This is a genomic window from Agromyces cavernae, from assembly GCF_021044935.1.
In the GTDB taxonomy this organism is placed as follows: domain Bacteria; phylum Actinomycetota; class Actinomycetes; order Actinomycetales; family Microbacteriaceae; genus Agromyces; species Agromyces cavernae.
Genome location: NZ_JAJNMP010000004.1, coordinates 224,359 through 250,124, shown reverse-complemented (window position 1 = coordinate 250,124; position 25,766 = coordinate 224,359). Strand labels below are relative to the sequence as shown.

Below are 25,766 nucleotides of genomic sequence, written 5' to 3'. Positions count from 1 at the left end.
GCGATGATGGCGCCCCTCGTTCCTGTTTTCGGCACCTGCGCGGCGTGTCTTCCTGTTTTCGGTACGCGTCGTCCGGGTCGGACGGGCCGGGCCGAGACTGGCCCGGTGGCGTCCCGGGCGCGCCAGCCGGTGCGCTCAGATGTGCCAGTCGTGGATGCCGCGTGCGGCATCGGCGGTCTCGTGCGAGAGCGGCTTGAACGTCGCGGGGATGCCGACCACGAGCGAGTGGGGCGGGGCGTCCTTCGTGACGACGGCGTTCGCGCCGATGGCGCTCCACGCGCCGATCGTCACGTCGCCGAGTACTTTCGCGCCCGCACCGACGGTCACGCCGTCTTCGAGGGTCGGATGCCGCTTGGCCCCGCGCCCGACGCCGCGCGCGGCCTTTCCGCCGAGCGTGACCCCGTGGTACAGCATGACGTCGTCGCCGAGCACGGCCGTCTCGCCGATGACGACGCCCATGCCGTGGTCGATGAAGAATCGTCGGCCGATCGTGGCTCCGGGGTGGATCTCGACGCCGGTGAGGAACCGCACGAACTGCGACATCACGCGCGCGGGCAACCGCAGCCCGGACATCCAGAGGACGTGGGTGAGCCGGTAGCCCCAGATCGCGTGCAGGCCCGAGTAGGCGAGGAGCACCTCGAGCCCGCTGCGCGATGCGGGGTCATGCGATCGCGCCGTGGCGATGTCTTCTCGGAGTGCTCGAACGAAAGTCACGTGAGCCAGTCAATCAGGCGCAGCGCCCTGATGCCGTCGGCGTCAGTCGCGCAGGTCTTCGTAGAGCACGGTCGAGAGGTAGCGCTCGCCGAAGTCGGGCACGACCACGACGATCGTCTTGCCGTCGTTCTCGGGGCGCTTCGCGACCTCGAGCGCGGCCCACACGGCGGCGCCCGACGAGATGCCGCCGAGGATCCCCTCGTCGGACGCGAGCCCGCGCGCGGTCGCGACGGCATCGGGTGTGGCGACGTCGATGACCTCGTCGTAGACGTCGCGATCGAGCACGTCGGGCACGAAGTTCGCGCCGATGCCCTGGATCTTGTGCGGCCCGGGCGTGCCTCCCGTGAGGATGGGGGAGTCGGCCGGCTCCACGGCGACGACCTTCAGGTCGGGGTTCTGCTCCTTGAGGAAGCCGCCCGCGCCCGTGATCGTGCCGCCGGTGCCGATACCCGATACGAGGACGTCGACCGCGCCGTCGGTGTCGGCCCAGATCTCGGGGCCGGTGGTGGCGCGGTGGATCGCGGGGTTCGCCTCGTTCTCGAATTGCCGGGCGAGGATCGCTCCGGGCGTGTCCGCGACGATCTCCTGGGCACGCGCCACGGCGCCCTTCATGCCCTCGGCACCCGGCGTGAGCACGACCTCGGCGCCGAATGCGCGCAGCACGACCCGACGCTCGACGCTCGCGGTCTCGGGCATGGTCAGCACGACCTTGTAGCCGCGGGCGGCGCCGACGAGTGCGAGTGCGATGCCGGTGTTGCCGCTCGTGCCCTCGACGATCGTGCCGCCGGGCGCCAGTTCGCCCGACCGCTCGGCCGCGTCGACGATCGCGACGCCGATGCGGTCCTTCACGCTCGCGGCGGGGTTGTAGAACTCGAGCTTCGCGAGCACGGTCGCACCGCTGCCCTCGGTGAGCCGGTTCAGGCGCACGAGCGGCGTGCGGCCGATGACTTCGGTGATGTTCTCGGCGATCTGCGCCATGGTCCAGCCTCTCTCAGGTCATGCTCGGGCAACGGCATCAGCCTAGGGATCGGCGGGCGCACGGGCGAGTGGGTTACATTCCATTGCGTGGATACGACGAGCACGCCCCCCGGCCCACGATCGCTGCGCGCCGTTCGCGACGAGACGGCGGCGCGGCTCGCGGCTGCCGGCGTGCCCGACCCCGAGGTCGATGCCGAGCTGCTCATCGGGCACGTGCTCGGATTGTCGCGAGGCGGCGTCCAGGCACGCCTGGTCGTCGGCGGCGAGCTCGATGAAGCGGATGCCTCGGCGCTGGCCGGTCTCGTCGAGCGCCGCGCCCGGCGCGAACCGCTGCAGCACCTCACCGGCCGGGCCGCGTTCCGTTCGCTCGAGCTCGCGGTCGGGCCCGGCGTCTTCGTGCCGCGCCCCGAGACCGAAGGGGTCGCCCAGCTCGCGATCGACGCGCTCCGCGCGAGCGCCGAGCCCGAGCCCATCGGCATCGACCTCGGCTCCGGAAGCGGTGCGCTCGCCCTCGCCCTCGCGACCGAGGTTCGGCATGCCAGGGTGTGGGCGGTCGAGAACTCGCCGGAGGCGTACCCATGGACCCGGCGCAACGTCGACGAGGTCGCGGCTCCCAACCTCGAACTGGTCTTCGCCGATCTCGCGGTCGCCCTGCCCGAGCTCGACGGCACGGCGGCGGTCGTCGTGTCCAACCCGCCGTACATCCCGCAGGATGCGATCCCGCGAGACCCCGAGGTGCGCCTGCACGATCCCGAGCGTGCGCTCTACGGCGGGCCCGACGGGCTCGACGTCGTGCGTGCCCTCTCGAAGCGGGCGCTCGCGCTGCTGCACCCGGGGGGAGTGCTCGTGATCGAGCACGGTGAGCTCCAGTCGGCCGAGATCGCCGCACTGCTCTCCGCCGACGGGTGGCGGGCGATCGCGCACCACCGCGACCTCACGGGCCGCGACCGGGCGACGACCGCCCTGCGCTGAGGGCTCTCTCGGCTGGTTGAGGAGCGACGAAGGCGGTGGGTCGAGGAGGCGCGCAGCGCCGTCTCGAGACCAGCGTCTCGAAACCTGCCCAGCACGTGTGACGCGGTTTCGAGACGGCGCTGGCGCGCCTCCTCAACCTGCAGACTTCTTCTCGCGCTCGACGGCGCGCTTGATCGCCTCACGTTCGCGCTTCTGCGCCTCGCGCAGGGCCTTCTCGGCTTCGCGCCGCGCCTTCGCGGCCTCGCGCACCTTGGGGTCGCGAGGGAGTTCGACCTGTGGCGGGAGCGGCGCGGGGCGATCGGGGGTCGAAGCATCGCCGCCGACGTGGTCGACGTGGTGCTCGATGCCGTCGAGGATGCGCGCCAGGCCGAATGCGAAGTCGTCGTCGGACTCGTCGGGCGCCGTGCCGGGCGGGGCGACGTAGCCGCCGCTCGCGAGCAACGGGCTGAGGTAGGGGAACCGCTCGGGGGTGACGAGTTCGGCGAGGGCCTCGAAGAAGTTCGCGCCCGTGACATCCGCCGGATCCGAGGCCGCCGCGGCGGCGGCGCCGAGGTCGCGTTCCTGAGCGCTCGTGGCGCGCGCGTAGCTCGTCACGAGCAGGAGCGCGGACATCTTCTCGCCGTCGCTGAGCGGCAAGTCGCGCACCTCGCGCAGGAACCAGTCGACCATGAGCAGGCTGTTGGGCGTGATGGGTGCGCCCGAGATCGGGATGTCGACGAGCCAGGGGTGCGCTCGATACGCGCCGCGCATCGCGAGGACCCATGCGGTGACGCCCTCACGCCAGGTGCGTTCGATCGCGTCGTCGGGCACCGGCGGGGTGAGGGCCCCCTCCTGCATGAGCAGGATGAGGTCGTCCTTGCTCGTGACGTAGCGGTACAGCGACATCGTCGTGAATCCGAGCGATGCCGCGACCCGGCTCATCGAGACAGCCGCGAGCCCTTCGGCGTCGGCGATCTCGATCGCCGCCTCGACGATGCGCTCGATCGAGAGTTCGCGTTTCGGCCCGCGCTGCGGGTTCGCGGCGACCCCCCATGCCAGCGCGACGCCGCGGGGGAGTTCGGGGTCGGCCCGCACGTCGCTCATTCGGCTCCCGTCGATCGTTGGCTTGACGACAGTCTAGAACTGTGTATTACTTAAACAACAGTGGATGACATAAACAGTTTGCGCCATACGCAGACCTGAGAGGAAGGAACATCCCATGGATCTCGCCATCGACGCGACCGGGCTGCGCAAGCGCTTCGGTCGCACCGACGTGCTCGCCGGCCTCGACCTCACGGTCGCCGCAGGCACGGTCTTCGCGCTGCTGGGGCCGAACGGCGCCGGCAAGACGACCACGATCAACATCCTCACGACGCTCGTGCGCCCCGACGAGGGCACGGCCCGGGTCGCCGGGTTCGACGTCGTCGCCGCGGCCGACGAGGTCAAGCGGCGCATCGCGCTGACCGGCCAGTCCGCGGCCGTCGACGAAGTGCTCACGGCCACCGAGAACCTCGTCATGCTGGGTCGGCTCTCCGGGCTGTCGCGTCGCGACGCGTCGACGCGGGCCGCAGAGCTCGCCGAGCGCTTCGGGCTGTCGGATGCCGCGAGCCGGTGTGTCGGCACGTACTCGGGCGGCATGCGCCGACGGCTCGACCTCGCGCTCAGCCTCGTCGTCGACGTTCCGGTGATCTTCCTCGACGAGCCGACGACGGGCCTCGATACCCGCAGTCGCCAAGAGCTCTGGACGCTCATCCGAACACTCGCCGATGCCGGCACCACGGTCTTCCTCACGACGCAGTACCTCGAGGAGGCCGACCGGCTGGCCGATCGCATCGCCGTGCTCGACGGTGGCCGCATCGCCGCCGAGGGCACCGCCGACGAGCTCAAGGCACGCATCGGCGGCGATGTCGTCGAACTGCGCAGCCACGACGGCGGGCTTCTCCGCGAACTCCCCACCGACGGCTCGGTGCACGGCCTGCGAGCAGCCATCGACGAGCTCGACCGCACCCCGGCAGCCGCGGCCGAGGGCGTGCAGGTGACCATCCGCCGCCCGAGCCTCGACGACGTGTTCCTCGCGATCACCGCCGGCGGCGGGACATCCGACCGCACCCGCGACCTCATCGAAACGAAGTGACCCTCATGACGACCCTCACCGCCACCCGCCCCCGACTGCGCGGATTCACCGCTGAGTCGACGTTCATCACCCGCAGCCTGATCCACTCGATCCGCGATGTCGAGGCGCTCCTCATGGCCGTCGTGCTGCCCGTGATGCTCATGCTGATGTTCACCTTCATCTTCGGCAACGCGATCGACCCCTCGGGCGGCTACGTCGACTACGTCGTGCCCGGCATCATCCTGCTGTGTGCGGGATTCGGCGCCGCCTCGACCGCTGTCGCGGTGTCGCGCGACATGACCACGGGCATCATCGACCGGTTCCGCACGATGCCCCTGCGCAGCGGTGCCGTGCTCACCGGGCACGTCGTCGCGAGCCTCGCCCGCAATCTGCTCGCGACCGCCGTCGTGGTCGCGGCCGCCCTACTCGTCGGCTTCCGTCCGTCGGCCTCGTTCCTCGACTGGGTGGCGGCGTTCGCGGTGATCGCGCTGTACATCCTCGCGATCACCTACCTCTTCGCCGCGATCGGCCTGGCCGCCTCGAGTCCCGACGCCGCGAGCGGCTACGGCTTCATCCTGCTGTTCCTGCCCTACGTGTCGAGCGCCTTCGTGCCCGTCGAGACCATGCCCGAATGGCTGCAGTGGATCGCCGACAACCAGCCCATCACGCCCGTCATCGAGACGATCCGCGCGCTGCTCATGGGCACGCCCGTGGGCGACTCCGCATTGTGGGCGATCGGATGGTGCGTCGTGATCATCGCGGCGGCAGCGATCTGGGGCGCGTGGCTGTTCCGTCGCAAGGCCGGCAGGCGCTGAGCGGATGACCCGGGCGGGCGGTATCGCGATGCGATACCCGCCCGCGGCATCCGATCGGCCCGCGCTGCTGGTCTAGAATCGGCAGGTCATGACTGCCATCTTCGACTGCTCGGTCGACTCCCAACTGCTCACCGGCATGCGACTCGCGAGAGGTGCCATCGGCCGGGGGCAGCTCGTCGTGATCCCGACCGACACGGTCTACGGCCTCGCCGCCGATGCGTTCAGCGCTCAGGCGGTCGCGGGCCTGCTCGCCGCCAAGGGGCGCGAACGCACGGCGCCGCCGCCCGTGCTCATCCCCGGCATTCCCACCCTCGACGCGCTCGCGACCGACATCCCCGAGGTCGTGCGGCTGCTCGTGGGCGAGTTCTGGCCCGGCGGGCTCACCGTGATCCTGCGCGCGCAGCCCTCGCTGCAGTGGGACCTCGGCGAGACGCGCGGCACCGTGGCGCTGCGCATGCCCGCCAACCCGATCGCCCTCGAGCTGCTCGCCGAGACCGGCCCGCTCGCGGTGTCGTCGGCGAACCTCTCGGGCATGCCGTCGGCGACCACCGCCGCCGAAGCCGAGCAGATGCTCGGCGAGCACGTCGCCGTGTACCTCGACGGCGGACCGGCCGGCGAGTCCTACGAGGCGATCGGCGAGCGGCCCGGCGACACCTCGTCGACGATCGTCGACGCAACGGGCATCCACGACGGCGAGGGGGTGCTGCGCATCGTGCGCGCGGGCGTCATCTCGCGCGAACGCATCGCCGCGGTCGTCGGTGAGGAGATGCTCGCGCCCGAGGGCGCCGCAGCAGTCGCCGACGCCGAGCCCGAGCAGGCCGATGGCGCCGTCGAGGGCGCCGGGCCGGCGGACGGCGCCGAACCCGGGGCATCCGACACCGGGGCACCCGACTCGGCGACATCCGACCCCGCGACATCCGACGCCGCGGGATCCGCTTCCGCGACCGCGGGATCCGACCCCGCGAACGCGGGCGACGAAACAGGCCCGACCGCCTCATGACCCTCTTCCTGCTGCTCGCGCTGCTCACCGCGCTCGTGACGTTCGGCGGATCGATCCTCGTCTGGAAGCTGAGCCTGAAATACCGGCTCTACCCGAAGATCCGCGAGCGTGACGTGCACACGCGGCCGACGCCGCGCCTCGGGGGCATCGCGATGTTCGTCGGCATCGTCGTCGCGATCGGCGCGGCCGCGTTCGTGTCGACGCTCGGATCGTCGCGGTTCTCGAACGTCGCGATCATCTTCCAGAATCCCGGCCAGATGCTCGCCATCCTGGGCGCGGCGCTGCTGATCGTGCTCACCGGCGTCGCCGACGACATCTGGGACCTCGACTGGACGACGAAGCTCGCGGGCCAGTTCCTGGCCGCGGGACTCATCGCCTGGCAGGGCGTGTCGATCGTGTCGCTGCCGATCGGCGGCATCACGCTCATCCCGTCGTGGGTGAGCGTGACGCTCACGGTGTTCACGATCGTGCTCGTGATGAACGCCATCAACTTCATCGACGGCCTCGACGGCCTCGTCGCCGGTGTCGCGCTCATCGCCAACGGCGTCTTCTTCCTCTACACCTACCTGCTCGTGCAGCAGACGTCGCCGCTCAACTACTTCAACCTCGCGTCGCTGCTCGCGATCGTGCTCGTCGGCGCCTGCGCCGGGTTCCTGCCGTTGAACTGGCATCCCGCGAAGCTGTTCATGGGCGACGCGGGATCGATGCTCATCGGACTGCTCATGTCGACCGCGGCGATCGCGGTCACCGGCCAGCTCAACCCGACCGGCGTCGGGTTCGACCAGTTGTTCGCGGCGTTCATCCCGATCCTGCTGCCCTTCCTCGTGCTCATCATCCCGCTGCTCGATTTCGGCCTCGCCGTCGTGCGGCGCCTGCGCGCCGGCAAGTCGCCGTTCGCGGCCGACCGCAAGCACCTGCACCACCGCCTGCTCGACATGGGGCACTCGCACTTGAACGCCGTGCTCATCTTCTACGGCTGGACCGCCGTCGCCTCGGTCGGATGCCTGCTCACCTACGTCTTCCCGGTCTACTTCGGCATCGACTCGATGTGGGCGTTCGTGCTGATCGCCATCGGCTTCCTCGTCTGTGCCGCGATCACGCTGGCACCGCTCGGTCGTCGCAAGCGACTCACGGTGGCCGCGGAGGCGCGGTCGGTAGAATCAGGCCAACCCGACTCAGGAGCACGATGACCGACGCACTTCCCGGCACGCCCGCCGACGGCCACCCCCCGGCTTCCACGACTCCGGCGGTCGCGCCGATCCTCCGGCGCGCCCTGGTCTACGGAGCGATCCTCGCGGTGGGTCTCGCCGTCGTCGGTTCGATCGTCGGCTACCTGGTGGCCGGCATTCCCGGGCTCACGAGCGCGCTCATCGCCGCGGTGCTCACGGTGGTGTTCTTCGGCCTCACCGCGGCCACGGTGCTCATCGCGTCGCATGTGGCCAAGGGGCAGATGTTCTCGACGGTGTTCTTCGGCATCGTGCTCGGCGGATGGCTGGCGAAGCTGCTCGTGTTCTTCGTCGCGGTGCTCTTCGTGAGCCGCCAGGAGTTCATCGACCCGTACGTCTTCTTCATCACGATCGTCGTCGCCGTGATCGGCAGCCTCGTGGTCGACGTGCTGGCGTTCCGCAACGCGCGCGTGCCATACGTCAGCGACGTCGATCTGCCCGGCCCCCAGGGTCCCGATTCCGCGTCGTGACGATTCGGTGATCGACCGATCTTCTTGCTAGAGTCGAACGCGATCCCCCCTTCTTTGCGCGTAACGACACGCCCCGAAACTGGAGACAGCGCTGCTAGGTAACGCTCTCGTTCACATGCTCCCGTTCGCGACCTCCGAAGAAGGTGGTTCGGGTGAGTTCCATGGTCCTTCGCTGACCGACTTCTTCCCGCCGGTGATCCTCTTCGAAGGCACCTGGTTCGAGATCAACCGCATCATCCTCATCCGGTTGCTCGTCGTCGCCGTGCTCATCCTGCTCTTCTGGCTGGCCACCCGCCGCATGAAGCTCGTGCCCGGTCGCGGCCAGAGCCTCGCCGAGCTCGCGCTCGACTTCGTGCGCAACAACATGGTGTACGACACGCTCGGCAAGCGCGACGGCAAGCGATTCCTCCCGCTGCTCACGACGCTGTTCTTCCTCATCCTCGCGATGAACCTGACCGGCATCATCCCCGGCATCAACATCGCCGGCAGCTCGGTGATCGGCTTCCCGCTGTTCCTCGCCCTCGTCTCCTACGTCGCGTTCATGTACGCGGGCATCAAGAAGCACCCGGGCGCGTTCTTCAAGAACTCGCTGTTCCCGTCGGGCGTGCCGTGGTACCTCTACATCGTCGTCACGCCCATCGAGTTCGTCTCGACGTTCGTCCTCCGGCCGATCACGCTGGCGCTGCGACTCCTGATGAACATGGTCGCCGGGCACATGCTGCTCGTGCTCTGCTTCTCGGCCACGCAGTTCTTCATCTTCACGGCCGGCGGCCTGTGGAGCCTGTTCAGCATCGGCACCTTCGCGTTCGGCCTGGCGTTCACGCTGTTCGAACTGCTCGTCGCAGTGCTGCAGGCCTACGTCTTCACCCTGCTCTCGGCCGTGTACATCCAGCTGGCGCTGGCCGAAGAACACTAAACGAACCGGGATCCCGGTTCGACAACATGGAAGGAAACACACATGGACGCAACGACAATCCTCGCTGAGGTCAACGGCAACCTCGCTCCCGTCGCGTACGGCATCGCAACGATCGGCCCGGCCATCGGCGTGGGCATCGTCGTGGGCAAGACGGTCGAGTCGGTCGCACGTCAGCCTGAGCTCCAGGGTCGTCTCACGGGCCTCATGTTCCTCGGCATCGCGTTCACCGAGGCACTCGCCTTCATCGCGATCGCCGTGGCGTTCATCCCGTTCCCGTAATCACCCCCTGACGAGACACCGAGGTACCAATGCTCCAGGCAATCGTGACTGCGGCGACAGAAGAGAGCATCAACCCGCTCCTTCCCGCGCCGTACGACATCATCTGGTCGGCGGTCGCCTTCGTCATCATCCTCATCTTCTTCTGGAAGTACGTGCTGCCGCGCGTGCAGAAGCTGCTCGATGAGCGCGGCGAGGCGATCGAAGGCAACATCGCGAAGGCCGACGAGGCACAGCGCAAGGCCGAGGCGGCGCTCGAGGAGTACACCGCCCAGCTCGCCGACGCACGCAGCGAGGCCGGCCGCATCCGCGAGACCGCCCGCGAAGACGGCAAGAAGATCGTCGCAGAGGCCAAAGAGACGGCCACGACCGAAGCCGCCCGCGTCACCGCGAGCGCGCAGGCGCAGATCGACGCCGAGCGCCAGTCGGCCCTCGTGTCCCTGCGCTCCGAGGTCGGAACGCTCGCGATCGACCTGGCGTCCGGCGTCATCGGCGAGTCGCTCACCGACGACAAGAAGGCCGCTGCGGTGGTCGACCGGTTCCTCGCCGACCTGGAGGCCTCCGAGGCCACCGCCGGAGGGAAGAAGTAGTCCATGGGTAGCGCTACGAGAGAGGCCCTGACCGGCACGCGCGCCGCGCTGTCGGCGCTCGGCCGCGCCGAACTGTCGGTCGCAGACGACCTCCTCGCCGCGGTCCGCGCGATCAGCGGCACGTCGCAGCTGCGCTCGGCACTCACCGACAACGAGGCCGACGCAGCGCAGAAGCGCGCGCTCGTCGACGCGGTGTTCGGCAGCAAGATCTCGGCCGACGCGGCCACGCTCCTCACGAGCGCCGCGTCGAGCCGCTGGTCGAGCGGCGCCGACTTCCTCGCCGGCGTCGAGGACCTCGGCATCCGCGTGGCCGCCGACGCCACGGGCGACGACATCGACATCGACGCCGAGCTGTTCGCCTTCGAGCGCACCGTCGCCGCCGACGCGGGTCTCGAGCTCGCACTCGGCTCCAAGCTCGGGTCGTCCGCGGCCAAGGCGGTCCTCGTCGACCGGCTCCTCACGGGCAAGGCGGCACCGGCGACCGTGGCCATCGTGCGTCACCTCGTGCAGCAGCCGCGCGGCCGCCGTATCGGCGAGATGCTGCGCCACGCGGCATCCGTCGTCGCCGACCAGCGCGGATTCGACATCGCGACGGTCACGACCGCCGTGCCGCTGAGCGAAGCGCAGCTCGCGCGCCTCGAGCAGGGGCTGGCCGCCCAGACGGGTGGTCGCCGCATCCGTTTCGACACCATCGTCGATCCCGCCGTCGTCGGAGGGGTTCGCGTCCAGATCGGCGACGACGTCTTCGACGGCAGCGTCGCCAGCCGCCTCAGCTCGCTGAGGCAGAAGCTTGCCGGCTGACGCCGGACCACAACGACCGGCGTCATTCGCCGCGACAGACCAGTAGCTGTACGACCTGTACAGATAAGGGCCAGCCCCAGAAAAGGAAATGGCAATGGCAGAACTCTCCATCAGCCCCGACGAGATCCGTTCGGCTCTCGCGGAGTTCGCCTCGGCATACGAGCCGGGTGCAGCGCAGAAGACCGAGGTCGGATACGTCACCGACGCAGCCGACGGCATCGCACACGTCGAGGGCCTGCCCTCCGTCATGGCGAACGAGCTCATCCGCTTCGCCGACGGCACGCTCGGCCTGGCGCTGAACCTCGACGAAGACGAGATCGGTGTCGTGGTTCTCGGCGAGTTCACCGGCATCGAAGAGGGCATGGAGGTGACCCGCACGGGCGAGGTCCTCTCGGTGCCCGTCGGCGAGGGCTACCTCGGCCGTGTCGTCGACCCGCTCGGCAACCCGATCGACGGCCTCGGCGAGATCACCGGCATCGAGGGCCGTCGTGCCCTCGAACTGCAGGCGCCCGGCGTCATGCAGCGCAAGTCGGTGCACGAGCCGCTGCAGACCGGCATCAAGGCGATCGACGCGATGATCCCCGTCGGCCGCGGCCAGCGGCAGCTCATCATCGGCGACCGCCAGACGGGCAAGACGGCCATCGCGATCGACACGATCATCAACCAGAAGGCCAACTGGGACTCGGGCGACGTCAACAAGCAGGTTCGCTGCATCTACGTCGCGATCGGCCAGAAGGGCTCGACCATCGCCTCGGTGAAGGGCGCCCTCGAAGACGCCGGCGCCATGGAGTACACCACCATCGTCGCGGCGCCGGCCTCCGACCCCGCCGGCTTCAAGTACCTCGCGCCGTACACCGGCTCGGCCATCGGCCAGCACTGGATGTACGACTCGAAGCACGTCCTCATCATCTTCGACGACCTGTCGAAGCAGGCCGAGGCCTACCGCGCCGTGTCGCTGCTCCTCCGTCGTCCGCCGGGACGCGAGGCGTACCCCGGTGACGTCTTCTACCTGCACTCGCGTCTGCTCGAGCGTTGCGCGAAGCTCTCCGACGAGCTCGGCGCGGGCTCGATGACCGGTCTGCCGATCATCGAGACCAAGGCGAACGACGTCTCGGCGTACATCCCGACCAACGTGATCTCGATCACCGATGGCCAGATCTTCCTCCAGTCCGACCTCTTCAACGCGAACCAGCGTCCCGCGGTCGACGTGGGCATCTCGGTCTCGCGAGTCGGCGGCGACGCGCAGGTCAAGTCGATCAAGAAGGTCTCGGGCACGCTGAAGCTCGAGCTCGCGCAGTACCGCTCGCTCGAGGCGTTCGCGATGTTCGCGTCCGACCTCGACGCGGCCAGCCGCCGTCAGCTCGCCCGTGGTGCGCGCCTGACGGAGCTGCTCAAGCAGCCGCAGTACTCGCCGTACCCCGTCGAGGAGCAGGTCGTCTCGATCTGGGCCGGCACCAACGGCAAGCTCGACGAGGTTCCCGTCGAAGACATCCTGCGCTTCGAGCGTGAGCTGCTCGACTACCTCGGCCGCAACACCGAGGTGCTCTCGAACCTGCGTGAGACGAACGTGCTCTCCGACGAGACGGTCGCCCAGCTCGAGTCGGCAGTCGACACGTTCAAGCAGGAGTTCCAGACCGGCGAGGGCAAGCCGCTCGCCTCGGTCGGCTCCGAGCAGTTCGAGGCCATCGCCGAAGAGGACGTCAACCAGGAGAAGATCGTCAAGGCCCGCCGCTAGGCAGCCCGCGATTGACGACCGAACCCTAGCGATACAGGAGAGAAATGGGAGCGCAACTTCGGGTCTACCGGCAGAAGATCAGGTCTGCCCAGACGACGAAGAAGATCACCAAGGCGATGGAGCTCATCGCCGCCTCGCGCATCCAGAAGGCGCAGGCGCGTGTGACGGCTTCGACGCCGTACTCGCGCGCCATCACGCGCGCCGTCTCGGCTGTCGCGACCTACTCCAACGTCGATCACGTGCTGACGACCGAGCCCGAGAAGATCGAGCGCGCCGCCGTGCTGATCGTCACGAGCGACCGGGGTCTCGCGGGCGCGTTCAACTCGCAGGTGCTCCGCGAGGCCGAAGAGCTCAGCGAGCTGCTGCGGTCGCAGGGCAAGGAGGTCGTGTACTTCCTGGTCGGACGCAAGGCGGTCGGCTACTTCGCGTTCCGCCGGCGCTCGTCCGAGCGCCAGTGGGTCGGCAGCTCCGAGAACCCCCAGTTCGACCTCGCCAAAGACGTGGCCGAAGCCGTGCTCGAGGCGTTCCTGCGCGATGCGGCCGACGGCGGTGTCGATGAGATCCACGTGGTCTACAACCGCTTCGTGAGCATGATGACGCAGACCCCCGAGGTCGTGCGCCTCCTGCCGCTCGAGGTCGTCGAGGGAGTCGAGGAGCCCGACTCGACGGTGCAGCCGCTGTACGAGTTCGAGCCCGACGTCGAGACGGTGCTCGATGCGCTGCTGCCGGTGTACATCGAGAGCCGCATCTTCAACGCGCTCCTGCAGTCGGCCGCGGCCAAGCACGCTGCCACCCAGAAGGCGATGAAGTCGGCGAGCGACAACGCCGACAAGCTCATCACCGACTACACGCGCCTCGCGAACGAAGCGCGCCAGGCCGAGATCACGCAGCAGATCGCCGAAATCGTGGGCGGCGCCGACGCGCTCGTCGTCGCCAAGTAATCCAGAAAAGAGAGAGCACAATGACTGACACCGCAACCGCGCCGGTCGCCGAGTCGACCGCCGGCGCCGTCGGCCGCATCGCCCGCGTCACGGGCCCCGTCGTCGACATCGAGTTCCCGCACGACTCGATCCCAGAAATCTACAACGCTCTCCGCACCGACATCACGATCGGCGACGAGACCACCTCCCTCACGCTCGAGGTCGCCCAGCACCTCGGTGACGACCTCGTTCGCGCCATCGCGCTGAAGCCCACCGACGGGCTCGTGCGTGGTCAAGAGGTCACCGACACCGGTGAGGCGATCTCGGTGCCGGTGGGCGACATCACCAAGGGCAAGGTCTTCAACGTCATCGGCGAGGTGCTGAACGGCGAGCCCGGTGAGGCCGTCGAGGTCACTGAGCGGTGGCCCATCCACCGCAAGCCCCCGGCGTTCGACCAGCTCGAGTCGAAGACCCAGCTCTTCGAGACCGGCATCAAGGTCATCGACCTGCTCACGCCCTATGTGCAGGGTGGCAAGATCGGCCTCTTCGGTGGTGCAGGCGTCGGCAAGACCGTGCTCATCCAGGAGATGATCCAGCGCGTCGCGCAGGACCACGGCGGAGTGTCGGTGTTCGCCGGCGTCGGCGAGCGCACCCGTGAGGGCAACGACCTCATCCACGAGATGGAGGAGGCGGGCGTCTTCGACAAGACCGCCCTCGTGTTCGGCCAGATGGACGAGCCGCCGGGGACGCGTCTTCGCGTCGCCCTGTCGGCGCTGACGATGGCGGAGTACTTCCGCGACGTGCAGAAGCAGGACGTGCTGCTCTTCATCGACAACATCTTCCGCTTCACGCAGGCGGGGTCCGAGGTGTCGACGCTGCTCGGCCGCATGCCGTCCGCTGTGGGCTACCAGCCGAACCTGGCCGACGAGATGGGCATCCTGCAGGAGCGCATCACGTCGACCCGCGGTCACTCGATCACCTCGCTGCAGGCCATCTACGTGCCCGCCGACGACTACACCGACCCGGCCCCCGCGACGACGTTCGCGCACCTCGACGCGACGACCGAGCTCTCGCGTGAGATCGCGTCGAAGGGTCTCTACCCGGCCGTCGACCCGCTGACCTCGACCTCGCGCATCCTCGACCCCCGCTACCTGGGCGAGGACCACTACCGCGTCGCGACCACGGTCAAGCAGATCCTGCAGAAGAACAAGGAGCTCCAGGAGATCATCGCGATCCTCGGTGTCGACGAGCTCTCCGAGGAAGACAAGATCACGGTGGCACGTGCACGCCGTATCCAGCAGTTCCTCTCGCAGAACACCTACATGGCGAAGAAGTTCACGGGTGTCGAGGGTTCGACCGTTCCGCTGAAGGACACGATCGAGTCGTTCGACGCGATCGCGCGCGGTGACTTCGACCACGTCGCCGAGCAGGCCTTCTTCAACGTCGGCGGAATCTCCGACGTCGAAGAGAAGTGGGCGCAGATCCAGAAGGAGAACGGCTGAGCATGGCCAGCCTCAACGTGAGCGTCGTCTCGGCCGACCAGGAAGTCTGGTCGGGCGAGGCGACCATGGTGGTCGCTCGCACCGTCGAAGGCGAGATCGGCATCCTGCCCGGTCATGAGCCGCTGCTCGCGATCCTCGCCGGTGGCGAGGTGCGCGTCACGCTCGCCGGCGGTGAGAAGATCACCGCGAACGCGGAAGAGGGATTCCTCTCGGTGCAGTCGGATTCCGTGCAGGTCGTGGCCTCGCGCGCTCAACTCGTCTGAGGAGACACGGATGCAGGGGGAGCAGCCGTTCGACCGTCAGTTCGGTGACCTGAGTGTCACCCAGCTCATCGTCATGGCCGGATTACCGGGTGCGGGCAAGTCGACGATCGCCGAGATCGTCGGCGCCCGCCTCGGCGCCACCGTGGTGTCGGTCGACCCGATCGAGTCCGCGATCCTGCGGGCCGGCATCGATGCCGACCAGCCGACGGGGCTCGCGGCGTATCTCGTCGCCGAGGAGATCGCCCAGAAGGAACTCGAATCGGGTCGCACGGTCATCGTCGACGCTGTCAACGCCGCCGAGGCAGCACGGCTGCAGTGGCGCGACCTCGCCGAGCGCGCGGACGTGCGGCTCCGGGTCATCGAGGTCGTCTGCTCGGATGAGGCGCTGCATCGTGCTCGACTCGAGAAGCGCGAGCGCCGGCTTCCGCACCTCGAAGAGACGACCTGGCGTGCGGTCGAGCAGAGCCTCGAAGGGTATGCCGTGTGGACCGGACCGTCGTCAGCGCTCCCGCGGGTGACGATCGACAGCGTCGAGACGCTCGGTACGAACGTCGACGCGGCACTCGCCTTCATCGGCGCGTAGTGCGGATCCTCCTACCGCCGTCCGAAACGAAGCGCGACGGCGGCGCCGACGCGCCCCTCGAACTCGCCGCGCTGTCGTTCCCGACGCTCTCGTCCGCTCGCGAGCAGACGCTCGCCGCACTCGGCGAGCTCTCGGCCGACCGCGAGGCGATGATGCGGGCGCTGAAGCTCGGGCCGCGGCAGGCCGCCGAGATCGACCGCAATCGGGAGCTTCCGGGCGCTCCGACCATGGCGGCGATCGACCGCTACACCGGGGTGTTGTTCGACGCGCTCGACCCGACGTCGCTCGATGCACCCGCCCGCGAGTTCGCGAGTCGAACGGTCGTCGTGCACTCGGCCCTCCTCGGGCTCGTCGGGGCACTCGACCCCGTGCCGGCGTATCGCCTCTCGCACGACTCCAAGCTGCCGGGGCTGCGGCTGAAGTCGCACTGGCGTGCGCCGATCGCCGAGGTGCTCGGCGGCGAGCCCGGACTCATCATCGACCTCCGCTCGGAGGGCTACGCCGAGCTCGGACCGGCCCCGGTTCGTCCTGGCAGCGTGTATGTGCGCGTCGTCTCGGTCGACGCCGCGGGGCGGAAGCGCGCGCTGAACCACTTCAACAAGCAGGCGAAGGGGCGTTTCACCCGCGCCGTGCTCGAGCGGCGCCCCGAGCTCGACAGCCTCGACGATCTGCTCGACTGGGCTCACGCCGCGGGCTTCTCGATGCAACTCGGCGAGGAGCGCGGCGCGACGTTGCCGCGCGAGGTGGAACTCGTCGCCTGATGCGCCGGGCGCACGATTCGACGACTGCGTGCCGCACCGCGCGATGCCTCGCCCTCGGCCTCGCGACTTCATGACGTAACGCTGGGTCCGGTCGGACACGACCGGACCCAGCGCGCCCTGACGGAGGGCTTGGATGAGAACGGTGTCTCAGCCGCCGTAGAGTGCGACGACGCCCGCGCGGTCGGAGTTCGTCATCGACAGGTCGTCGGACGAGCCGTTGCACTGCGGGTAGTGCATGATCGACGCCGAATCGTAGGGCGTCAGCGGACGCCAGTTGTTGTCTTCGAAGCAGGTGCCCGATTCGGGGCGCGTGTGCTCGTGCCGGAAACCGAGGGCGTGCCCGAGTTCGTGGCCGATGATGTTGGTCGGCGTCCAGGAGCCTGAGCTCCAGATCGAGTCGTCGATGAGCACGTTCTGCTGACGGTCCGGTGAGCTCGGGAAGAACGCGCGGGCGATGTACTGCGAGGTCTGCACGGGCTCGACCGAGAACAGGACCGATTTGTTGCGCGTCGTGCACTGGCCGTCGGCGCTGCTCACGTGCACGAAGTTGATCTTGGACGACGCGGACTCCCAGAGGGCCGCGCCGCTCGCCATCGCGCTGACGACGTCGGCATGACGAGTGCCGAACTTCGTGCTGACGCAATAGGTGAGGTTGCCCACCTGCGAGGCCGACCACTTGTCGTCGGCGCCGTTGACCGTGTTGACGATCAGACCGTCGGTCGGCGTCTCGGGTCCGACGAGCTGTTCGTAGAATGACCGCAGGTCGCTCTGGCCCGAGATCAGCTCGTCACCGTTGACGATGTAGCCGCCGTCGATGTCTCGGTACGTCGATGCCGCGAACTCCTGGTAGGAGGGAACGTCGGAGTCATCGAGCGGGGTTGCGCCGGCGGCCGGGATTACCGTGCCGACAGCGAGCGCGCCCGCCGCGGTGGCGGCGAGCGCGAGTGTTCTCGTGAATCGCATGCAGTGTGCTCCTTCTGAAATGAGCGATCCGCTCGCCTGGTCGGCGAGCGGTATCGGATCCGAAGGTCGGGCATCGTTGCCTGTCCCCCGAAGTGGGCTCAACGTAGCCTGCGCGATTCGACGGTGTCAAGGATCTCAGGGGCGCGCCGCGCGTCCGGCGCGGCGGACATCAGACGCTGCTGGGATGCTTCGCCCGGAAGCAACCGGCGACGTGATCGTCGACCATTCCCGCCGCCTGCATGAGGGCGTACATGGTGGTCGGTCCGACGAAGCGGAAGCCTCGGCGGCGCAGCTCCTTGCTCATCGCGACCGATTCGGCCGTCGTGGCGGGCACCTCGGCGAACGACGCCGGCGCCGCGGCGCGCGGCGACGGGGCGAAACCCCACAGCAGCTGATCGATCGGGACGTCGAGTGCGAGGGTCGCGCGCGCGTTCTGGATGGTCGCCTCGATCTTGCCGCGATGGCGGATGATGCGCTCGTCACCGAGGAGCCGCTCGACGTCGTCGTCGGTCATCGCGGCGACGAGGCGCGGGTCGAACCCGTGGAAGAGCTCGCGGAAGGCAGGTCGTCGTCGAAGGATCGTGATCCACGACAGGCCGGCCTGGAATCCCTCGAGGCACACCTTCTCGAACAGCCGCGTCGGGTCGTGCTGCGGCGTGCCCCACTCGTCGTCGTGGTATCGACGGTACTCGTCGCTGCTCGTGCCCCAGGCGCACCGGGCCAGGCCGTCGTCGCCGATCACGAGTTCGGGTCGGGGGATGACGCTCACGCGGCGAACCCGATGCGTTCATGGCCGAGCAGCCAGAGCTTCGTCGGGATGCCCTCGCCGGCGGAGTACCCCGTGACCCGGCCGTCGGAGGCGAGCACACGGTGGCAGCCGACGATGATCGGCACGGGATTGGCGCCGACTGCGCCGCCGATCGCGCGTGCGGAGCCGGGCTTGCCGACCGCAGCGGCGAGCGAGCCATATGAGGTGGCGTCACCCCAGCCCAGACGTTGGAGCTCACCCCATACCGCCTCTTGGAAGGGAGTTCCGCGCAGTCTCACCGGCAGGTCGAACTCGGTCCGGGCCCCGCTGAAGTACTCGGCGAGCTCGCTTCGAGCTCGATCGAGCACGGGATTGGTGCGCTCGGGCTCGCCGTCGTGGGGCAGCCGGCCATCTTGCTCGATGGTGAGCGAGGTGACGGCGTCATCGTCGGCGACGACCTCGATGCGCCCGATGGGGCTGTCGAGTCTGATGAGGAACACGTTGGTCATGCTCCGAGCGTAGCCGGGGCCTCCGACATGATCTCGCGGGAATCGGACACGGCGGGGAAGTCGACGTTCGGCCCCGCCTGTGGAGGACGAGTGCGAGCGGACGCCCAGCCATCCGTCCTGGTTTCGGCGACTCCTCCTCCCCAAGGGCGGATCTCAACGAGGTTGCGACAGCGCGAGGATCCCACGGCACGCCGCCGGAATGTCCGACAGCATCGCTCGGCATGACGACCATCATCCGCGCCGCATCGGCGCACGACTTCCTCGCCCTCGTCCCGTCGCTCGCCGGCTTCCGGCCCGAACGGTCGCTCGTCTGCGTCGCATTCGAAGGCAACCGCACCGTCGGCGTGCTTCGACACGACCTGCCGTCGAAGGCGCGCGACCGCGCCGCGCTCGTCTCGGTCGTGGTCGGCACCCTCTGCCGAATGCCCGGCATCGATGCGGTCGTGCCGGTGCTGTACACCGATCGCACGTTCGAGTCCGAACGAGGTACTCCCGAGCGACGACTCGCCGAGCAGCTCATCCGGCGCGCCGAGCAGGCGGGCTTCGTCGTCCGCGACGCGCTCTGTCGAGCGGCGGATGCCTGGGGGTCGTACCTCGACCGCGAGACGCCGGCGTCGGGACATCCGCTCGGAATGATCGACGACAATCCCGTGACAGCTCAGGCGCCCGACGCGGCCGGCGTGCTCGACGATCCGGCGGCGAGCGGCGTACTGCCTGCACCCGACGGGCGTGTCGCAGTGCGCATCGCCGAGGAGCTCGAGCGGTTCGGCGACGCCGTGCCGGGTGATGCGGTCTTCGAGCGACTCGGTGACGACACCGACCCCGTCGAGCTCGTCGAATCCCTGCTCTCGGCCGACTTCGTTCGGCAGCCGGCGCTGCGGCTCGCCTGGTTCCTGCACCTCGCCGCACGCCCGGCGTTCCGCGACGGGATGATGTTGCAGTTCGCATTCGGGCCGGTGATCGGAGCTGCAGCGCACGACGACGCCATCGCCGCGGCCGAGCGAGCAGACATGTCGGGCGAGTCGCTCGACGATCTCGTGCGACGTGAGGTCGCCGAGGGTGACCACGACGATGTCACTGAACTGCTCTCGCGCCTGCTGCTCGGCCAGTCGACGTTGCGACCCGAGCGTGCACGGGTCGAGCATGCGCTCGAGCTGCTGCGGCCGCTCATCGCCAACGCGCCCGAGGCGGACCGGGTGGGACCGCTCTGCATCGCGGCGTGGCTCTCCTGGTCGCTCGGCCGCGGCTCGGCGGCCGGGGCCTTCATCGACCGTGCCGTCGAGCTCGAGCCCGCTCATCCCATGGCAGGCCTGCTCGCGGCCTTCATCGGCGGCGGAGCAATACCCGAGTGGGCGTTCGTGCGACCGGCCGCCGAGGCGGCGAGCGTCGGGGCCGGTCGCTCCTAGTGACCTGTCAATCGCGCGGTCGCGCGGGCGATGAGCGACGGCCTGCGGGTCAGAAGTTCCTCGGGGTCGGCGAGCGTCATGCCGAGGATGCCGAGGTTCGCCCCCACATACCGCAACGGTTCGGGCTCCCACAGCGGCGATCGGTGGTTCGCCCAGGGCAGCCTGGTCAGCTCGCTGTCGACGCCCAGTACGAGGTCGGTCAGCGTGCGTCCGGCGAGGTTCGTCGTCGACAGGCCGTCACCGACGTAGCCCCCTGCGAAGCCCACCCCCGTCTTCGGGTTGTAGCTCGCGGTCGCGCACCAGTCTCGGGCGACGCCCAACGGCCCGCCCCATCGGTGGGTCACTCGAGCCTCGCCGACGGCGGGGAAGAGGTCGCGAAGGGCGGCGTGCAGGTGCTCGAACACGCGGTCGACCCGCTCGAACGCCGGGTCCACGGCGCTTCCCCAGTGGTAATTCGCGCCGCGACCACCGAAGGCGAAGCGATTGTCGGCGGTGCGCTGGCCGTAGATGAGGAGGTGCCGGTAGTCGCTGAACGTCTGGCCGTGCTCGATGCCGATCTCCTCCCACACGGCGTCCGAGAGAGGCTCGGTCGCGATCATGAGCGAGTACAGCGGCAGGATCCGCCGACGCACGCGGGGCAGGCCGGGGCCGTACCCCTCGGTCGCGACGATGACATGCTTCGCGGCGATCGTGCCGTGGGCGTCGCCGCCGTCGAGCGAGCGGAAGCGCACCTGGCCGGCCGACCAGTCGAGCACCTCGGTGCGTTCGAAGACGCTGACTCCCCGGGCTTCGACGACGCGTGCCAGTCCGCGCACGAGCTTCGCCGGATGCACCCGCGCGCACGCGGGGTCGAAGACCGCGGCCGGCGAGCCGCCATCGAGCGCGGTCGCACCCGACCCCGCGCCGACGGTGGACTCGTCGCGGTACTCGAGCCGGTCGACCCCGAAGCGCCGTGCCTCGGCGACGTCGGCCTTCGCAGTGCGACGCTGCACGTCGTTGCGCGCGAACACGACCGTGCCGCCGCGTTCGAAATCGCAGTCGATCCCCTCGCGCGCCGTCACCCGGCCGACCTCGTCGACCGTGTCGATCATCGCGCGACGCATGGCGACGGCCGCGTCGAAGCCGTACCGGCGCTCGAGCGCGCCCGCCGTCTTCGGGAACAGCGCCGAGCACCATCCGCCGTTGCGGCCCGAGGCGCCGAACCCGGCGATGTCGCGCTCGAGCACGGCGATCGAGAGCGACGGGTCGGCGCGCGAGAGTTCGTACGCGGTCCACAGCGCCGTGAGACCGCCGCCGATGAGGGCGACGTCGAACCGCGCGTTCGTCGTGAGTGCGTCGCGCGGCGCCAGGTCGTCGAGCCCCTGCGCGACGAGGTCGTCGAGCCAGAAGCTCAACCGACGGTAGGCGGCGGGTGAGGCATCCGTCGCCGTCGCATGAACTCCCGCCGTCACAGCCGGTTCGATGCTTCGGTCAGCACGCCGCGAAGGATCTGCTCGATCTCCTGGAACTCGGGCACGCCGATCGTGAGCGGCGGCGCGAGCTGGATGACCGGGTCGCCGCGGTCGTCGGCGCGACAGTAGAGGCCGGCATCGAAGAGCGCCTTCGAAAGGAAGCCGCGCAGCAGCCGCTCGGACTCGTCGTCGTTGAACGTCTCGCGCGTCGCCGTGTCCTTCACCAGCTCGATGCCGAAGAAGTACCCGTCGCCGCGCACGTCGCCGACGATCGGCAGGTCGAGCAGCTTCTCGAGTTCGGCGCGGAACAGCGGCGAGTTCTCGCGCACGCGCTCGTTGAGCCGCTCCTCCTCGAAGATGTCGAGGTTCTCGAGCGCGACCGCCGCCGAGACGGGGTGCCCGCCGAAGGTGTAGCCGTGGTAGAACGACGTCGTGCCCTTCGAGAAGGGCTCGTACAGCTTCTCGGAGACGATGGTCGCGCCGATGGGGGAGTAGCCCGAGGTCATCGCCTTCGCGCAGGTGATCATGTCGGGCACGTAGCCGTAGGCGTCGCAGGCGAACATGTGGCCGATACGCCCGAACGCGCAGATCACCTCGTCGGAGACGAGCAGCACGTCGTACTGGTCGCAGATCTCGCGCACCCGCTGGAAGTAGCCGGGGGGCGGCGGGAAGCACCCGCCCGAGTTCTGCACCGGCTCGAGGAACACGGCCGCGACCGTCTCGGGGCCCTCGAAGAGGATCATCTCCTCGATGCGGTTCGCCGCCCAGATGCCGAAGGCCTCGAGGTCGTCGGCCGGCGCGCCGACCTCGGCGGCACGGTAGAAGTTCGTGTTCGGCACGCGGAAGCCGCCGGGCGTGAGCGGCTCGAACATCTCTTTCATCGCCGGGATGCCGGTGATCGCGAGCGCGCCCTGCGGGGTGCCGTGATAGGCGACCGAACGCGAGATCACCTTGTGCTTGGTCGGACGGCCCTTGAGCTTCCAGTAGTACTTCGCGAGCTTGAACGCGGTTTCGACCGCTTCGCCGCCGCCCGTCGAGAAGAACACGCGATTCAGGTCGCCCGGCGCGTACTCGGCGAGCCGGTCGGCGAGCTCGATCGCCGCAGGGTGCGCATACGACCAGATGGGGAAGAAGGCGAGCTGTTCGGCCTGCTTCGCCGCCACTTCGGCGAGTCGCGCCCGGCCGTGGCCGGCGTTCACGACGAAGAGCCCCGACAGCCCGTCGAAGTACTTGCGGCCCTCGATGTCGTAGATGTGGTGGCCCTCGCCCCTGGTGATGATCGGCACGCCCGAGGCCTCCATCGTGGACTGCCGGGCGAAGTGCATCCAGAGGTGATCCTTCGCCTTCTGCTGCAATGCACCGTTGTCGTAGACCGCGTCAGTCAATGGGCGGTCGTACACCGTGTCGGTCATGGTCTTCCTTTCCTAGCGAGTGCCCCAGTTGTAGAACTGCTTCTGGAGCTTGAGGTACACGAACGTCTCGGTCGCGCTGACGCCGCTGAGATTGCGGATGCGGGTGTTCAGCAGCGTGATGAGCTCTTCGTCGTTCTCGCACACCACCTCGGCGAGCAGGTCGAAGCTCCCCGCCGTGAGCACCACGTAGTCGATCTCGGGGATCTCGGCCAGCTGTTCGGCGAGCATTCGGGTGTCACCCGCGGCGCGGATGCCGATCATCGCCTGGCGCGTGAAGCCGAGTTGCATCGGATCGGTCACCGCCACGATCTGCATGACACCCGAATCGGTGAGTTTCTGCACGCGCTGGCGGACGGCCGCCTCGGAGAGGCCGACCGCCTTACCGATGTCGGCATACGAGCGTCGGCCGTCGGCCTGCAGCTGCTCGACGATCGCCTTCGAGACAGCGTCGAGCTGTACGGCACGATTGCCGTTGGGGCGACTTGCGTTCGTCATTGCTCGATTGTGACAGTGACGGATGTCTCAGGCAAGGGATTCCGTCGTATTCTCGCGTTCTGACAACTGATTCCATGCTTTTCGCGCGATATGACGGGCCTGCTGTCACGCCCGATGCGGCCGGTGCCAGACTGAACGACATGCCTCGAGGTTCCGTCACGAGCACCGCGACGGCGGGCGCGTCCGCGTGGGACGTGATCGTCGGCGACCGCTTCATCGTCGCGCTGGCCGCACCCGCGCCCGATCCGGTGCTCGCGTCCCTCGCCGAGGCGGCCGGTGAATCCGGCCCGGTGCTCGAGGAGATCGTCGGCCGCCTGCCTTTCGGCGACATCGACCCCATCGAATCGTTCGCACTCGTCTGGTGGCCCGGCGACGATCCGTCCGAGTTGACGGCCGTGGTGCGCGGCGACGCCGTGGTCGACCTCGAGTCACCCGGAGGCAGCCGACGGTTCGACGCACGCGACATCCGCCCGTGGCTGCTCGCGGAGTTCCACGAAGTCACGCGGCTCAGGCTCACCGGCGCTGACGCCGCCCTCGAGCCGCTCCGCGGCGGCGAGCCCGTTCGGCACGCACGGGCGAGTCTTCGCGCGTCCGCGGTGGAGTGGACGCCGGCGATCGTCCCCGAGCCGACCAGACCCGTTACGGTGGTCGCACCGCCCCGCGATCCCGACGCGGCGTTCGCACCGGCCGACGACCATGCATCGGCCACCGATGCGCGCGGCGAATCCTCACCATCGGTCGACGCCGACACCGTCCTGCTCGGGAGGTCCCGGGTCGATGCCGACACGATCATCGTGCCCCGCCGGCGCCCCGGGGCGGGCGACGATCCCTCGGTGCCGACAGCCGATCCACCGGCCGCGGGAGCGGCGCATGTTGGACGCGACGCGTTGCCGGGCGGGCTCGCCTCGGGAGAGGCGATCGGTGATGCGGCCATCGTCGCGACCGTTCCGCAGGTGCGCATCGCGGGCGGACCGGTGCGCGCGGTCACGGCGCCGTTGCTCATCGGCCGCCGGCCGAGCCCACCGCGCATCGCGCGGGCCGACGGCGTCCAGCCCGAGCTCGTGACGGTCGAGTCGCGAGGAGGATTCATCTCGGCGACGCACCTCGAACTGCGCGTCGAGGGCACGCGACTCGTCGCGACCGACCTGCGATCGACCAACGGCACGACTCTTCGACCAGCGGGCGGCGGGCGGCGGCGATTGCGATCGGGCGAATCGATCGTCGTCATCCCCGGCGCATCGCTCGACCTCGGGGACGATACGATCATCGAGATCCTCCCTCCCCGAGGCGGCGATCGAACGACCCGACCAGACAGCAGGCTGCACAGGTGACGCAGATAGGCAACGGCAACGCCCGGCATCGCGTCTCGCTGCCCGACGGCACCGAGATCACGCTCGCGTGGGCGGCGAAGACCGACACGGGGCTGCGCCGCGAAGTCAACGAAGACAGCTTCCTCGCGCAGGCGCCGATCTTCGCCGTCGCCGACGGCATGGGCGGGCACGCGGCGGGCGACTTCGCGAGCGCCGCGGTCGTGACCCGCCTCGCCGAGCACGGCGGCAAGCCCGTCATCGGAACCGCCGACATCGATGCGTCGCTCGACCGGGCGGTGCAGGACATGAGCCGCGGCGCGGGCGTCACCGACGAGGGCAGCGGCACGACCGTCACCGGCATCGCGCTCGGCGTCATCTCCGACGAGCCGGCCTGGATCATCTACAACATCGGCGATTCCCGCGTCTACCGGCTCGTCGGCGGAGTGCTCGAGCAGCTCACCACCGACCATTCCATCGTGCAGGAGCTCGTCGACGCGGGACAGATCACGAAGGAGGAGGCCGACACCCATCCGCACTCCAACGTGATCACCCGCGCCGTCGGCTTCCATGAGGCGCCGATCCCCGACTACCGAGCCATCGCCATCGAGCCCGGCATGCGGTTGCTGGTCTGCTCCGACGGGCTCACGAAAGAACTGACCTCGTACGGCATCAGGCACTTCCTGGTGGCCAACGAGCGGGCCGAGAAGGCCGCCGAACAACTCATCGACGCCGCACTCGGCAACGGCGGTCGTGACAACATCACCGTCGTGGTGGTCGACGTGCTGTCCGTGGTGCGCCCGCCTGCGGGCGAACGGTCCGAGGGCGGCGAGACCGCCCGAGCCTGACGGATGTCCCGCG

Annotated in this window: 28 protein-coding genes; 19 read left to right on the top strand and 9 right to left on the bottom strand. The window is 69.0% G+C overall.

The window, feature by feature from the left end; translation table 11 throughout:
• Positions 1-135 precede the first annotated feature (135 nt).
• Together epsC and cysK are read right to left on the bottom strand one after the other, a co-directional pair.
• Positions 136-714 carry a serine O-acetyltransferase EpsC gene (gene epsC / locus LQ757_RS16815; RefSeq protein WP_231048421.1) on the bottom strand — a complete coding sequence of 193 codons (579 nt, stop codon included), beginning with the start codon at positions 712-714 and terminating at the stop codon, positions 136-138.
• Positions 715-756: 42 nt separating this feature from the next.
• Positions 757-1,692 (bottom strand): cysteine synthase A, encoded by a 936-nt coding sequence (gene cysK / locus LQ757_RS16810; RefSeq protein ID WP_231048420.1) that lies wholly within the window; start codon positions 1,690-1,692, stop codon positions 757-759.
• 87 nt (positions 1,693-1,779) lie between these two features.
• Between cysK and prmC the strand changes: the two genes are divergently transcribed.
• Positions 1,780-2,664, top strand: coding sequence for a peptide chain release factor N(5)-glutamine methyltransferase (gene prmC / locus LQ757_RS16805; RefSeq protein WP_231048419.1), 885 nt, complete (start codon positions 1,780-1,782; stop codon positions 2,662-2,664).
• A 132-nt stretch (positions 2,665-2,796) separates the two neighbouring features.
• Here the strand turns inward: prmC and LQ757_RS16800 are convergent, their stop codons facing one another.
• A complete protein-coding gene (locus tag LQ757_RS16800) occupies positions 2,797-3,747 on the bottom strand; it encodes a TetR/AcrR family transcriptional regulator (RefSeq protein WP_231048418.1) in 951 nt (316 codons plus the stop codon).
• Positions 3,748-3,862: 115 nt separating this feature from the next.
• On the opposite strand from LQ757_RS16800, the gene LQ757_RS16795 reads away from it, so the two are divergent.
• The 15 genes from LQ757_RS16795 to LQ757_RS16725 all read left to right on the top strand — a co-directional run bounded on the left by LQ757_RS16795 (position 3,863) and on the right by LQ757_RS16725 (position 16,614).
• Positions 3,863-4,777: an ATP-binding cassette domain-containing protein gene (locus LQ757_RS16795; RefSeq protein ID WP_231048417.1), complete on the top strand. Its 915-nt coding sequence runs from the start codon at positions 3,863-3,865 to the stop codon at positions 4,775-4,777.
• A 5-nt stretch (positions 4,778-4,782) separates the two neighbouring features.
• On the top strand, positions 4,783-5,571 hold the full coding sequence (locus LQ757_RS16790; RefSeq protein ID WP_231048416.1) for an ABC transporter permease: 789 nt from the start codon (positions 4,783-4,785) through the stop codon (positions 5,569-5,571).
• 88 nt (positions 5,572-5,659) lie between these two features.
• Positions 5,660-6,571 carry an L-threonylcarbamoyladenylate synthase gene (locus LQ757_RS16785; RefSeq protein ID WP_231048415.1) on the top strand — a complete coding sequence of 304 codons (912 nt, stop codon included), beginning with the start codon at positions 5,660-5,662 and terminating at the stop codon, positions 6,569-6,571.
• Positions 6,568-7,761 carry an MraY family glycosyltransferase gene (locus LQ757_RS16780; protein WP_231048414.1) on the top strand — a complete coding sequence of 398 codons (1,194 nt, stop codon included), beginning with the start codon at positions 6,568-6,570 and terminating at the stop codon, positions 7,759-7,761. The genes LQ757_RS16785 and LQ757_RS16780 overlap by 4 nt, the downstream gene beginning before the upstream one ends.
• Entirely contained in the window at positions 7,758-8,267 is a 510-nt protein-coding gene (locus LQ757_RS16775; protein ID WP_231048413.1) for a Cg1360 family ATP-synthase-associated protein, read from the top strand. The genes LQ757_RS16780 and LQ757_RS16775 overlap by 4 nt, the downstream gene beginning before the upstream one ends.
• A 115-nt stretch (positions 8,268-8,382) precedes the next feature.
• A complete protein-coding gene (atpB, locus tag LQ757_RS16770; RefSeq protein ID WP_231048412.1) occupies positions 8,383-9,183 on the top strand; it encodes a F0F1 ATP synthase subunit A in 801 nt (266 codons plus the stop codon).
• Between the two features lie 42 nt (positions 9,184-9,225).
• The gene (gene atpE, locus LQ757_RS16765; RefSeq protein ID WP_231048411.1) at positions 9,226-9,462 is read left to right on the top strand and encodes an ATP synthase F0 subunit C; all 237 of its coding nucleotides are present in this window, start codon (positions 9,226-9,228) and stop codon (positions 9,460-9,462) included.
• Positions 9,463-9,491: 29 nt separating this feature from the next.
• The gene (locus tag LQ757_RS16760) at positions 9,492-10,049 is read left to right on the top strand and encodes a F0F1 ATP synthase subunit B (RefSeq protein ID WP_231048410.1); all 558 of its coding nucleotides are present in this window, start codon (positions 9,492-9,494) and stop codon (positions 10,047-10,049) included.
• A 3-nt stretch (positions 10,050-10,052) separates the two neighbouring features.
• Positions 10,053-10,850, top strand: coding sequence for a F0F1 ATP synthase subunit delta (locus LQ757_RS16755; RefSeq protein ID WP_231048409.1), 798 nt, complete (start codon positions 10,053-10,055; stop codon positions 10,848-10,850).
• 94 nt (positions 10,851-10,944) lie between these two features.
• Positions 10,945-12,585, top strand: coding sequence for a F0F1 ATP synthase subunit alpha (gene atpA / locus LQ757_RS16750; protein ID WP_231048408.1), 1,641 nt, complete (start codon positions 10,945-10,947; stop codon positions 12,583-12,585).
• Positions 12,586-12,629: 44 nt separating this feature from the next.
• Positions 12,630-13,526: a F0F1 ATP synthase subunit gamma gene (locus LQ757_RS16745; protein WP_231048407.1), complete on the top strand. Its 897-nt coding sequence runs from the start codon at positions 12,630-12,632 to the stop codon at positions 13,524-13,526.
• A gap of 20 nt (positions 13,527-13,546) precedes the next feature.
• The gene (atpD, locus tag LQ757_RS16740; protein ID WP_231048406.1) at positions 13,547-15,007 is read left to right on the top strand and encodes a F0F1 ATP synthase subunit beta; all 1,461 of its coding nucleotides are present in this window, start codon (positions 13,547-13,549) and stop codon (positions 15,005-15,007) included.
• Between the two features lie 2 nt (positions 15,008-15,009).
• Complete coding sequence (locus LQ757_RS16735; protein ID WP_231048405.1) at positions 15,010-15,270, top strand: F0F1 ATP synthase subunit epsilon; 261 nt, start codon at positions 15,010-15,012, stop codon at positions 15,268-15,270.
• A 10-nt stretch (positions 15,271-15,280) separates the two neighbouring features.
• Positions 15,281-15,853: a P-loop nucleotide/nucleoside kinase family protein gene (locus tag LQ757_RS16730; RefSeq protein ID WP_231048404.1), complete on the top strand. Its 573-nt coding sequence runs from the start codon at positions 15,281-15,283 to the stop codon at positions 15,851-15,853.
• On the top strand, positions 15,853-16,614 hold the full coding sequence (locus tag LQ757_RS16725) for a YaaA family protein (protein ID WP_231048403.1): 762 nt from the start codon (positions 15,853-15,855) through the stop codon (positions 16,612-16,614). Before LQ757_RS16730 ends, LQ757_RS16725 begins: the two co-directional genes overlap by 1 nt.
• 147 nt (positions 16,615-16,761) lie before the next feature.
• Here the strand turns inward: LQ757_RS16725 and LQ757_RS16720 are convergent, their stop codons facing one another.
• The 3 genes from LQ757_RS16720 to LQ757_RS16710 all read right to left on the bottom strand — a co-directional run bounded on the left by LQ757_RS16720 (position 16,762) and on the right by LQ757_RS16710 (position 18,834).
• Positions 16,762-17,577: a M57 family metalloprotease gene (locus LQ757_RS16720; RefSeq protein ID WP_231048402.1), complete on the bottom strand. Its 816-nt coding sequence runs from the start codon at positions 17,575-17,577 to the stop codon at positions 16,762-16,764.
• Positions 17,578-17,746: 169 nt separating this feature from the next.
• Complete coding sequence (locus LQ757_RS16715; protein ID WP_308195662.1) at positions 17,747-18,337, bottom strand: DNA-3-methyladenine glycosylase I; 591 nt, start codon at positions 18,335-18,337, stop codon at positions 17,747-17,749.
• A 5-nt stretch (positions 18,338-18,342) separates the two neighbouring features.
• Positions 18,343-18,834, bottom strand: coding sequence for a methylated-DNA--[protein]-cysteine S-methyltransferase (locus tag LQ757_RS16710; RefSeq protein WP_231048401.1), 492 nt, complete (start codon positions 18,832-18,834; stop codon positions 18,343-18,345).
• 221 nt (positions 18,835-19,055) lie between these two features.
• Between LQ757_RS16710 and LQ757_RS16705 the strand changes: the two genes are divergently transcribed.
• Positions 19,056-20,240 carry a DUF4192 family protein gene (locus LQ757_RS16705; protein ID WP_231048400.1) on the top strand — a complete coding sequence of 395 codons (1,185 nt, stop codon included), beginning with the start codon at positions 19,056-19,058 and terminating at the stop codon, positions 20,238-20,240.
• Here LQ757_RS16705 and LQ757_RS16700 read toward each other — a convergent pair.
• The 3 genes from LQ757_RS16700 to LQ757_RS16690 are packed head-to-tail and all read right to left on the bottom strand — an operon-like array spanning position 20,237 to position 23,598.
• The gene (locus tag LQ757_RS16700; RefSeq protein ID WP_231048399.1) at positions 20,237-21,691 is read right to left on the bottom strand and encodes an NAD(P)/FAD-dependent oxidoreductase; all 1,455 of its coding nucleotides are present in this window, start codon (positions 21,689-21,691) and stop codon (positions 20,237-20,239) included. The two genes, LQ757_RS16705 and LQ757_RS16700, sit on opposite strands and share 4 nt — an antisense overlap.
• Positions 21,688-23,103 (bottom strand): aspartate aminotransferase family protein, encoded by a 1,416-nt coding sequence (locus LQ757_RS16695; RefSeq protein WP_231048398.1) that lies wholly within the window; start codon positions 23,101-23,103, stop codon positions 21,688-21,690. The genes LQ757_RS16700 and LQ757_RS16695 overlap by 4 nt, the downstream gene beginning before the upstream one ends.
• A 12-nt stretch (positions 23,104-23,115) precedes the next feature.
• Positions 23,116-23,598: an Lrp/AsnC family transcriptional regulator gene (locus LQ757_RS16690; protein WP_231048397.1), complete on the bottom strand. Its 483-nt coding sequence runs from the start codon at positions 23,596-23,598 to the stop codon at positions 23,116-23,118.
• Positions 23,599-23,738: 140 nt separating this feature from the next.
• Here LQ757_RS16690 and LQ757_RS16685 point away from each other — a divergent pair, with 140 nt between their 5' ends.
• Together LQ757_RS16685 and LQ757_RS16680 are read left to right on the top strand one after the other, a co-directional pair.
• Positions 23,739-24,929 (top strand): FHA domain-containing protein, encoded by a 1,191-nt coding sequence (locus LQ757_RS16685; RefSeq protein WP_231048396.1) that lies wholly within the window; start codon positions 23,739-23,741, stop codon positions 24,927-24,929.
• Entirely contained in the window at positions 24,926-25,753 is an 828-nt protein-coding gene (locus LQ757_RS16680) for a PP2C family protein-serine/threonine phosphatase (RefSeq protein WP_231048395.1), read from the top strand. The genes LQ757_RS16685 and LQ757_RS16680 overlap by 4 nt, the downstream gene beginning before the upstream one ends.
• The last annotated feature ends 13 nt before the right edge of the window (positions 25,754-25,766 follow it).

Coding starts and splice junctions, on each gene's coding strand:
- atpD (WP_231048406.1), top strand. CDS start 13,547: ATGACTGACACCGCAACCGCGCCGGTCGCCGAGTCGACCGCCGGCGCC.
- LQ757_RS16720 (WP_231048402.1), bottom strand. CDS start 17,577: ATGCGATTCACGAGAACACTCGCGCTCGCCGCCACCGCGGCGGGCGCG.
- LQ757_RS16695 (WP_231048398.1), bottom strand. CDS start 23,103: ATGACCGACACGGTGTACGACCGCCCATTGACTGACGCGGTCTACGAC.
- atpB (WP_231048412.1), top strand. CDS start 8,383: ATGCTCCCGTTCGCGACCTCCGAAGAAGGTGGTTCGGGTGAGTTCCAT.
- LQ757_RS16760 (WP_231048410.1), top strand. CDS start 9,492: ATGCTCCAGGCAATCGTGACTGCGGCGACAGAAGAGAGCATCAACCCG.
- atpA (WP_231048408.1), top strand. CDS start 10,945: ATGGCAGAACTCTCCATCAGCCCCGACGAGATCCGTTCGGCTCTCGCG.
- LQ757_RS16755 (WP_231048409.1), top strand. CDS start 10,053: ATGGGTAGCGCTACGAGAGAGGCCCTGACCGGCACGCGCGCCGCGCTG.
- LQ757_RS16745 (WP_231048407.1), top strand. CDS start 12,630: ATGGGAGCGCAACTTCGGGTCTACCGGCAGAAGATCAGGTCTGCCCAG.
- LQ757_RS16730 (WP_231048404.1), top strand. CDS start 15,281: ATGCAGGGGGAGCAGCCGTTCGACCGTCAGTTCGGTGACCTGAGTGTC.
- LQ757_RS16780 (WP_231048414.1), top strand. CDS start 6,568: ATGACCCTCTTCCTGCTGCTCGCGCTGCTCACCGCGCTCGTGACGTTC.
- LQ757_RS16775 (WP_231048413.1), top strand. CDS start 7,758: ATGACCGACGCACTTCCCGGCACGCCCGCCGACGGCCACCCCCCGGCT.
- LQ757_RS16795 (WP_231048417.1), top strand. CDS start 3,863: ATGGATCTCGCCATCGACGCGACCGGGCTGCGCAAGCGCTTCGGTCGC.
- LQ757_RS16785 (WP_231048415.1), top strand. CDS start 5,660: ATGACTGCCATCTTCGACTGCTCGGTCGACTCCCAACTGCTCACCGGC.
- LQ757_RS16705 (WP_231048400.1), top strand. CDS start 19,056: ATGACGACCATCATCCGCGCCGCATCGGCGCACGACTTCCTCGCCCTC.
- LQ757_RS16790 (WP_231048416.1), top strand. CDS start 4,783: ATGACGACCCTCACCGCCACCCGCCCCCGACTGCGCGGATTCACCGCT.
- LQ757_RS16690 (WP_231048397.1), bottom strand. CDS start 23,598: ATGACGAACGCAAGTCGCCCCAACGGCAATCGTGCCGTACAGCTCGAC.
- cysK (WP_231048420.1), bottom strand. CDS start 1,692: ATGGCGCAGATCGCCGAGAACATCACCGAAGTCATCGGCCGCACGCCG.
- LQ757_RS16710 (WP_231048401.1), bottom strand. CDS start 18,834: ATGACCAACGTGTTCCTCATCAGACTCGACAGCCCCATCGGGCGCATC.
- LQ757_RS16735 (WP_231048405.1), top strand. CDS start 15,010: ATGGCCAGCCTCAACGTGAGCGTCGTCTCGGCCGACCAGGAAGTCTGG.
- LQ757_RS16800 (WP_231048418.1), bottom strand. CDS start 3,747: ATGAGCGACGTGCGGGCCGACCCCGAACTCCCCCGCGGCGTCGCGCTG.
- atpE (WP_231048411.1), top strand. CDS start 9,226: ATGGACGCAACGACAATCCTCGCTGAGGTCAACGGCAACCTCGCTCCC.
- LQ757_RS16685 (WP_231048396.1), top strand. CDS start 23,739: ATGCCTCGAGGTTCCGTCACGAGCACCGCGACGGCGGGCGCGTCCGCG.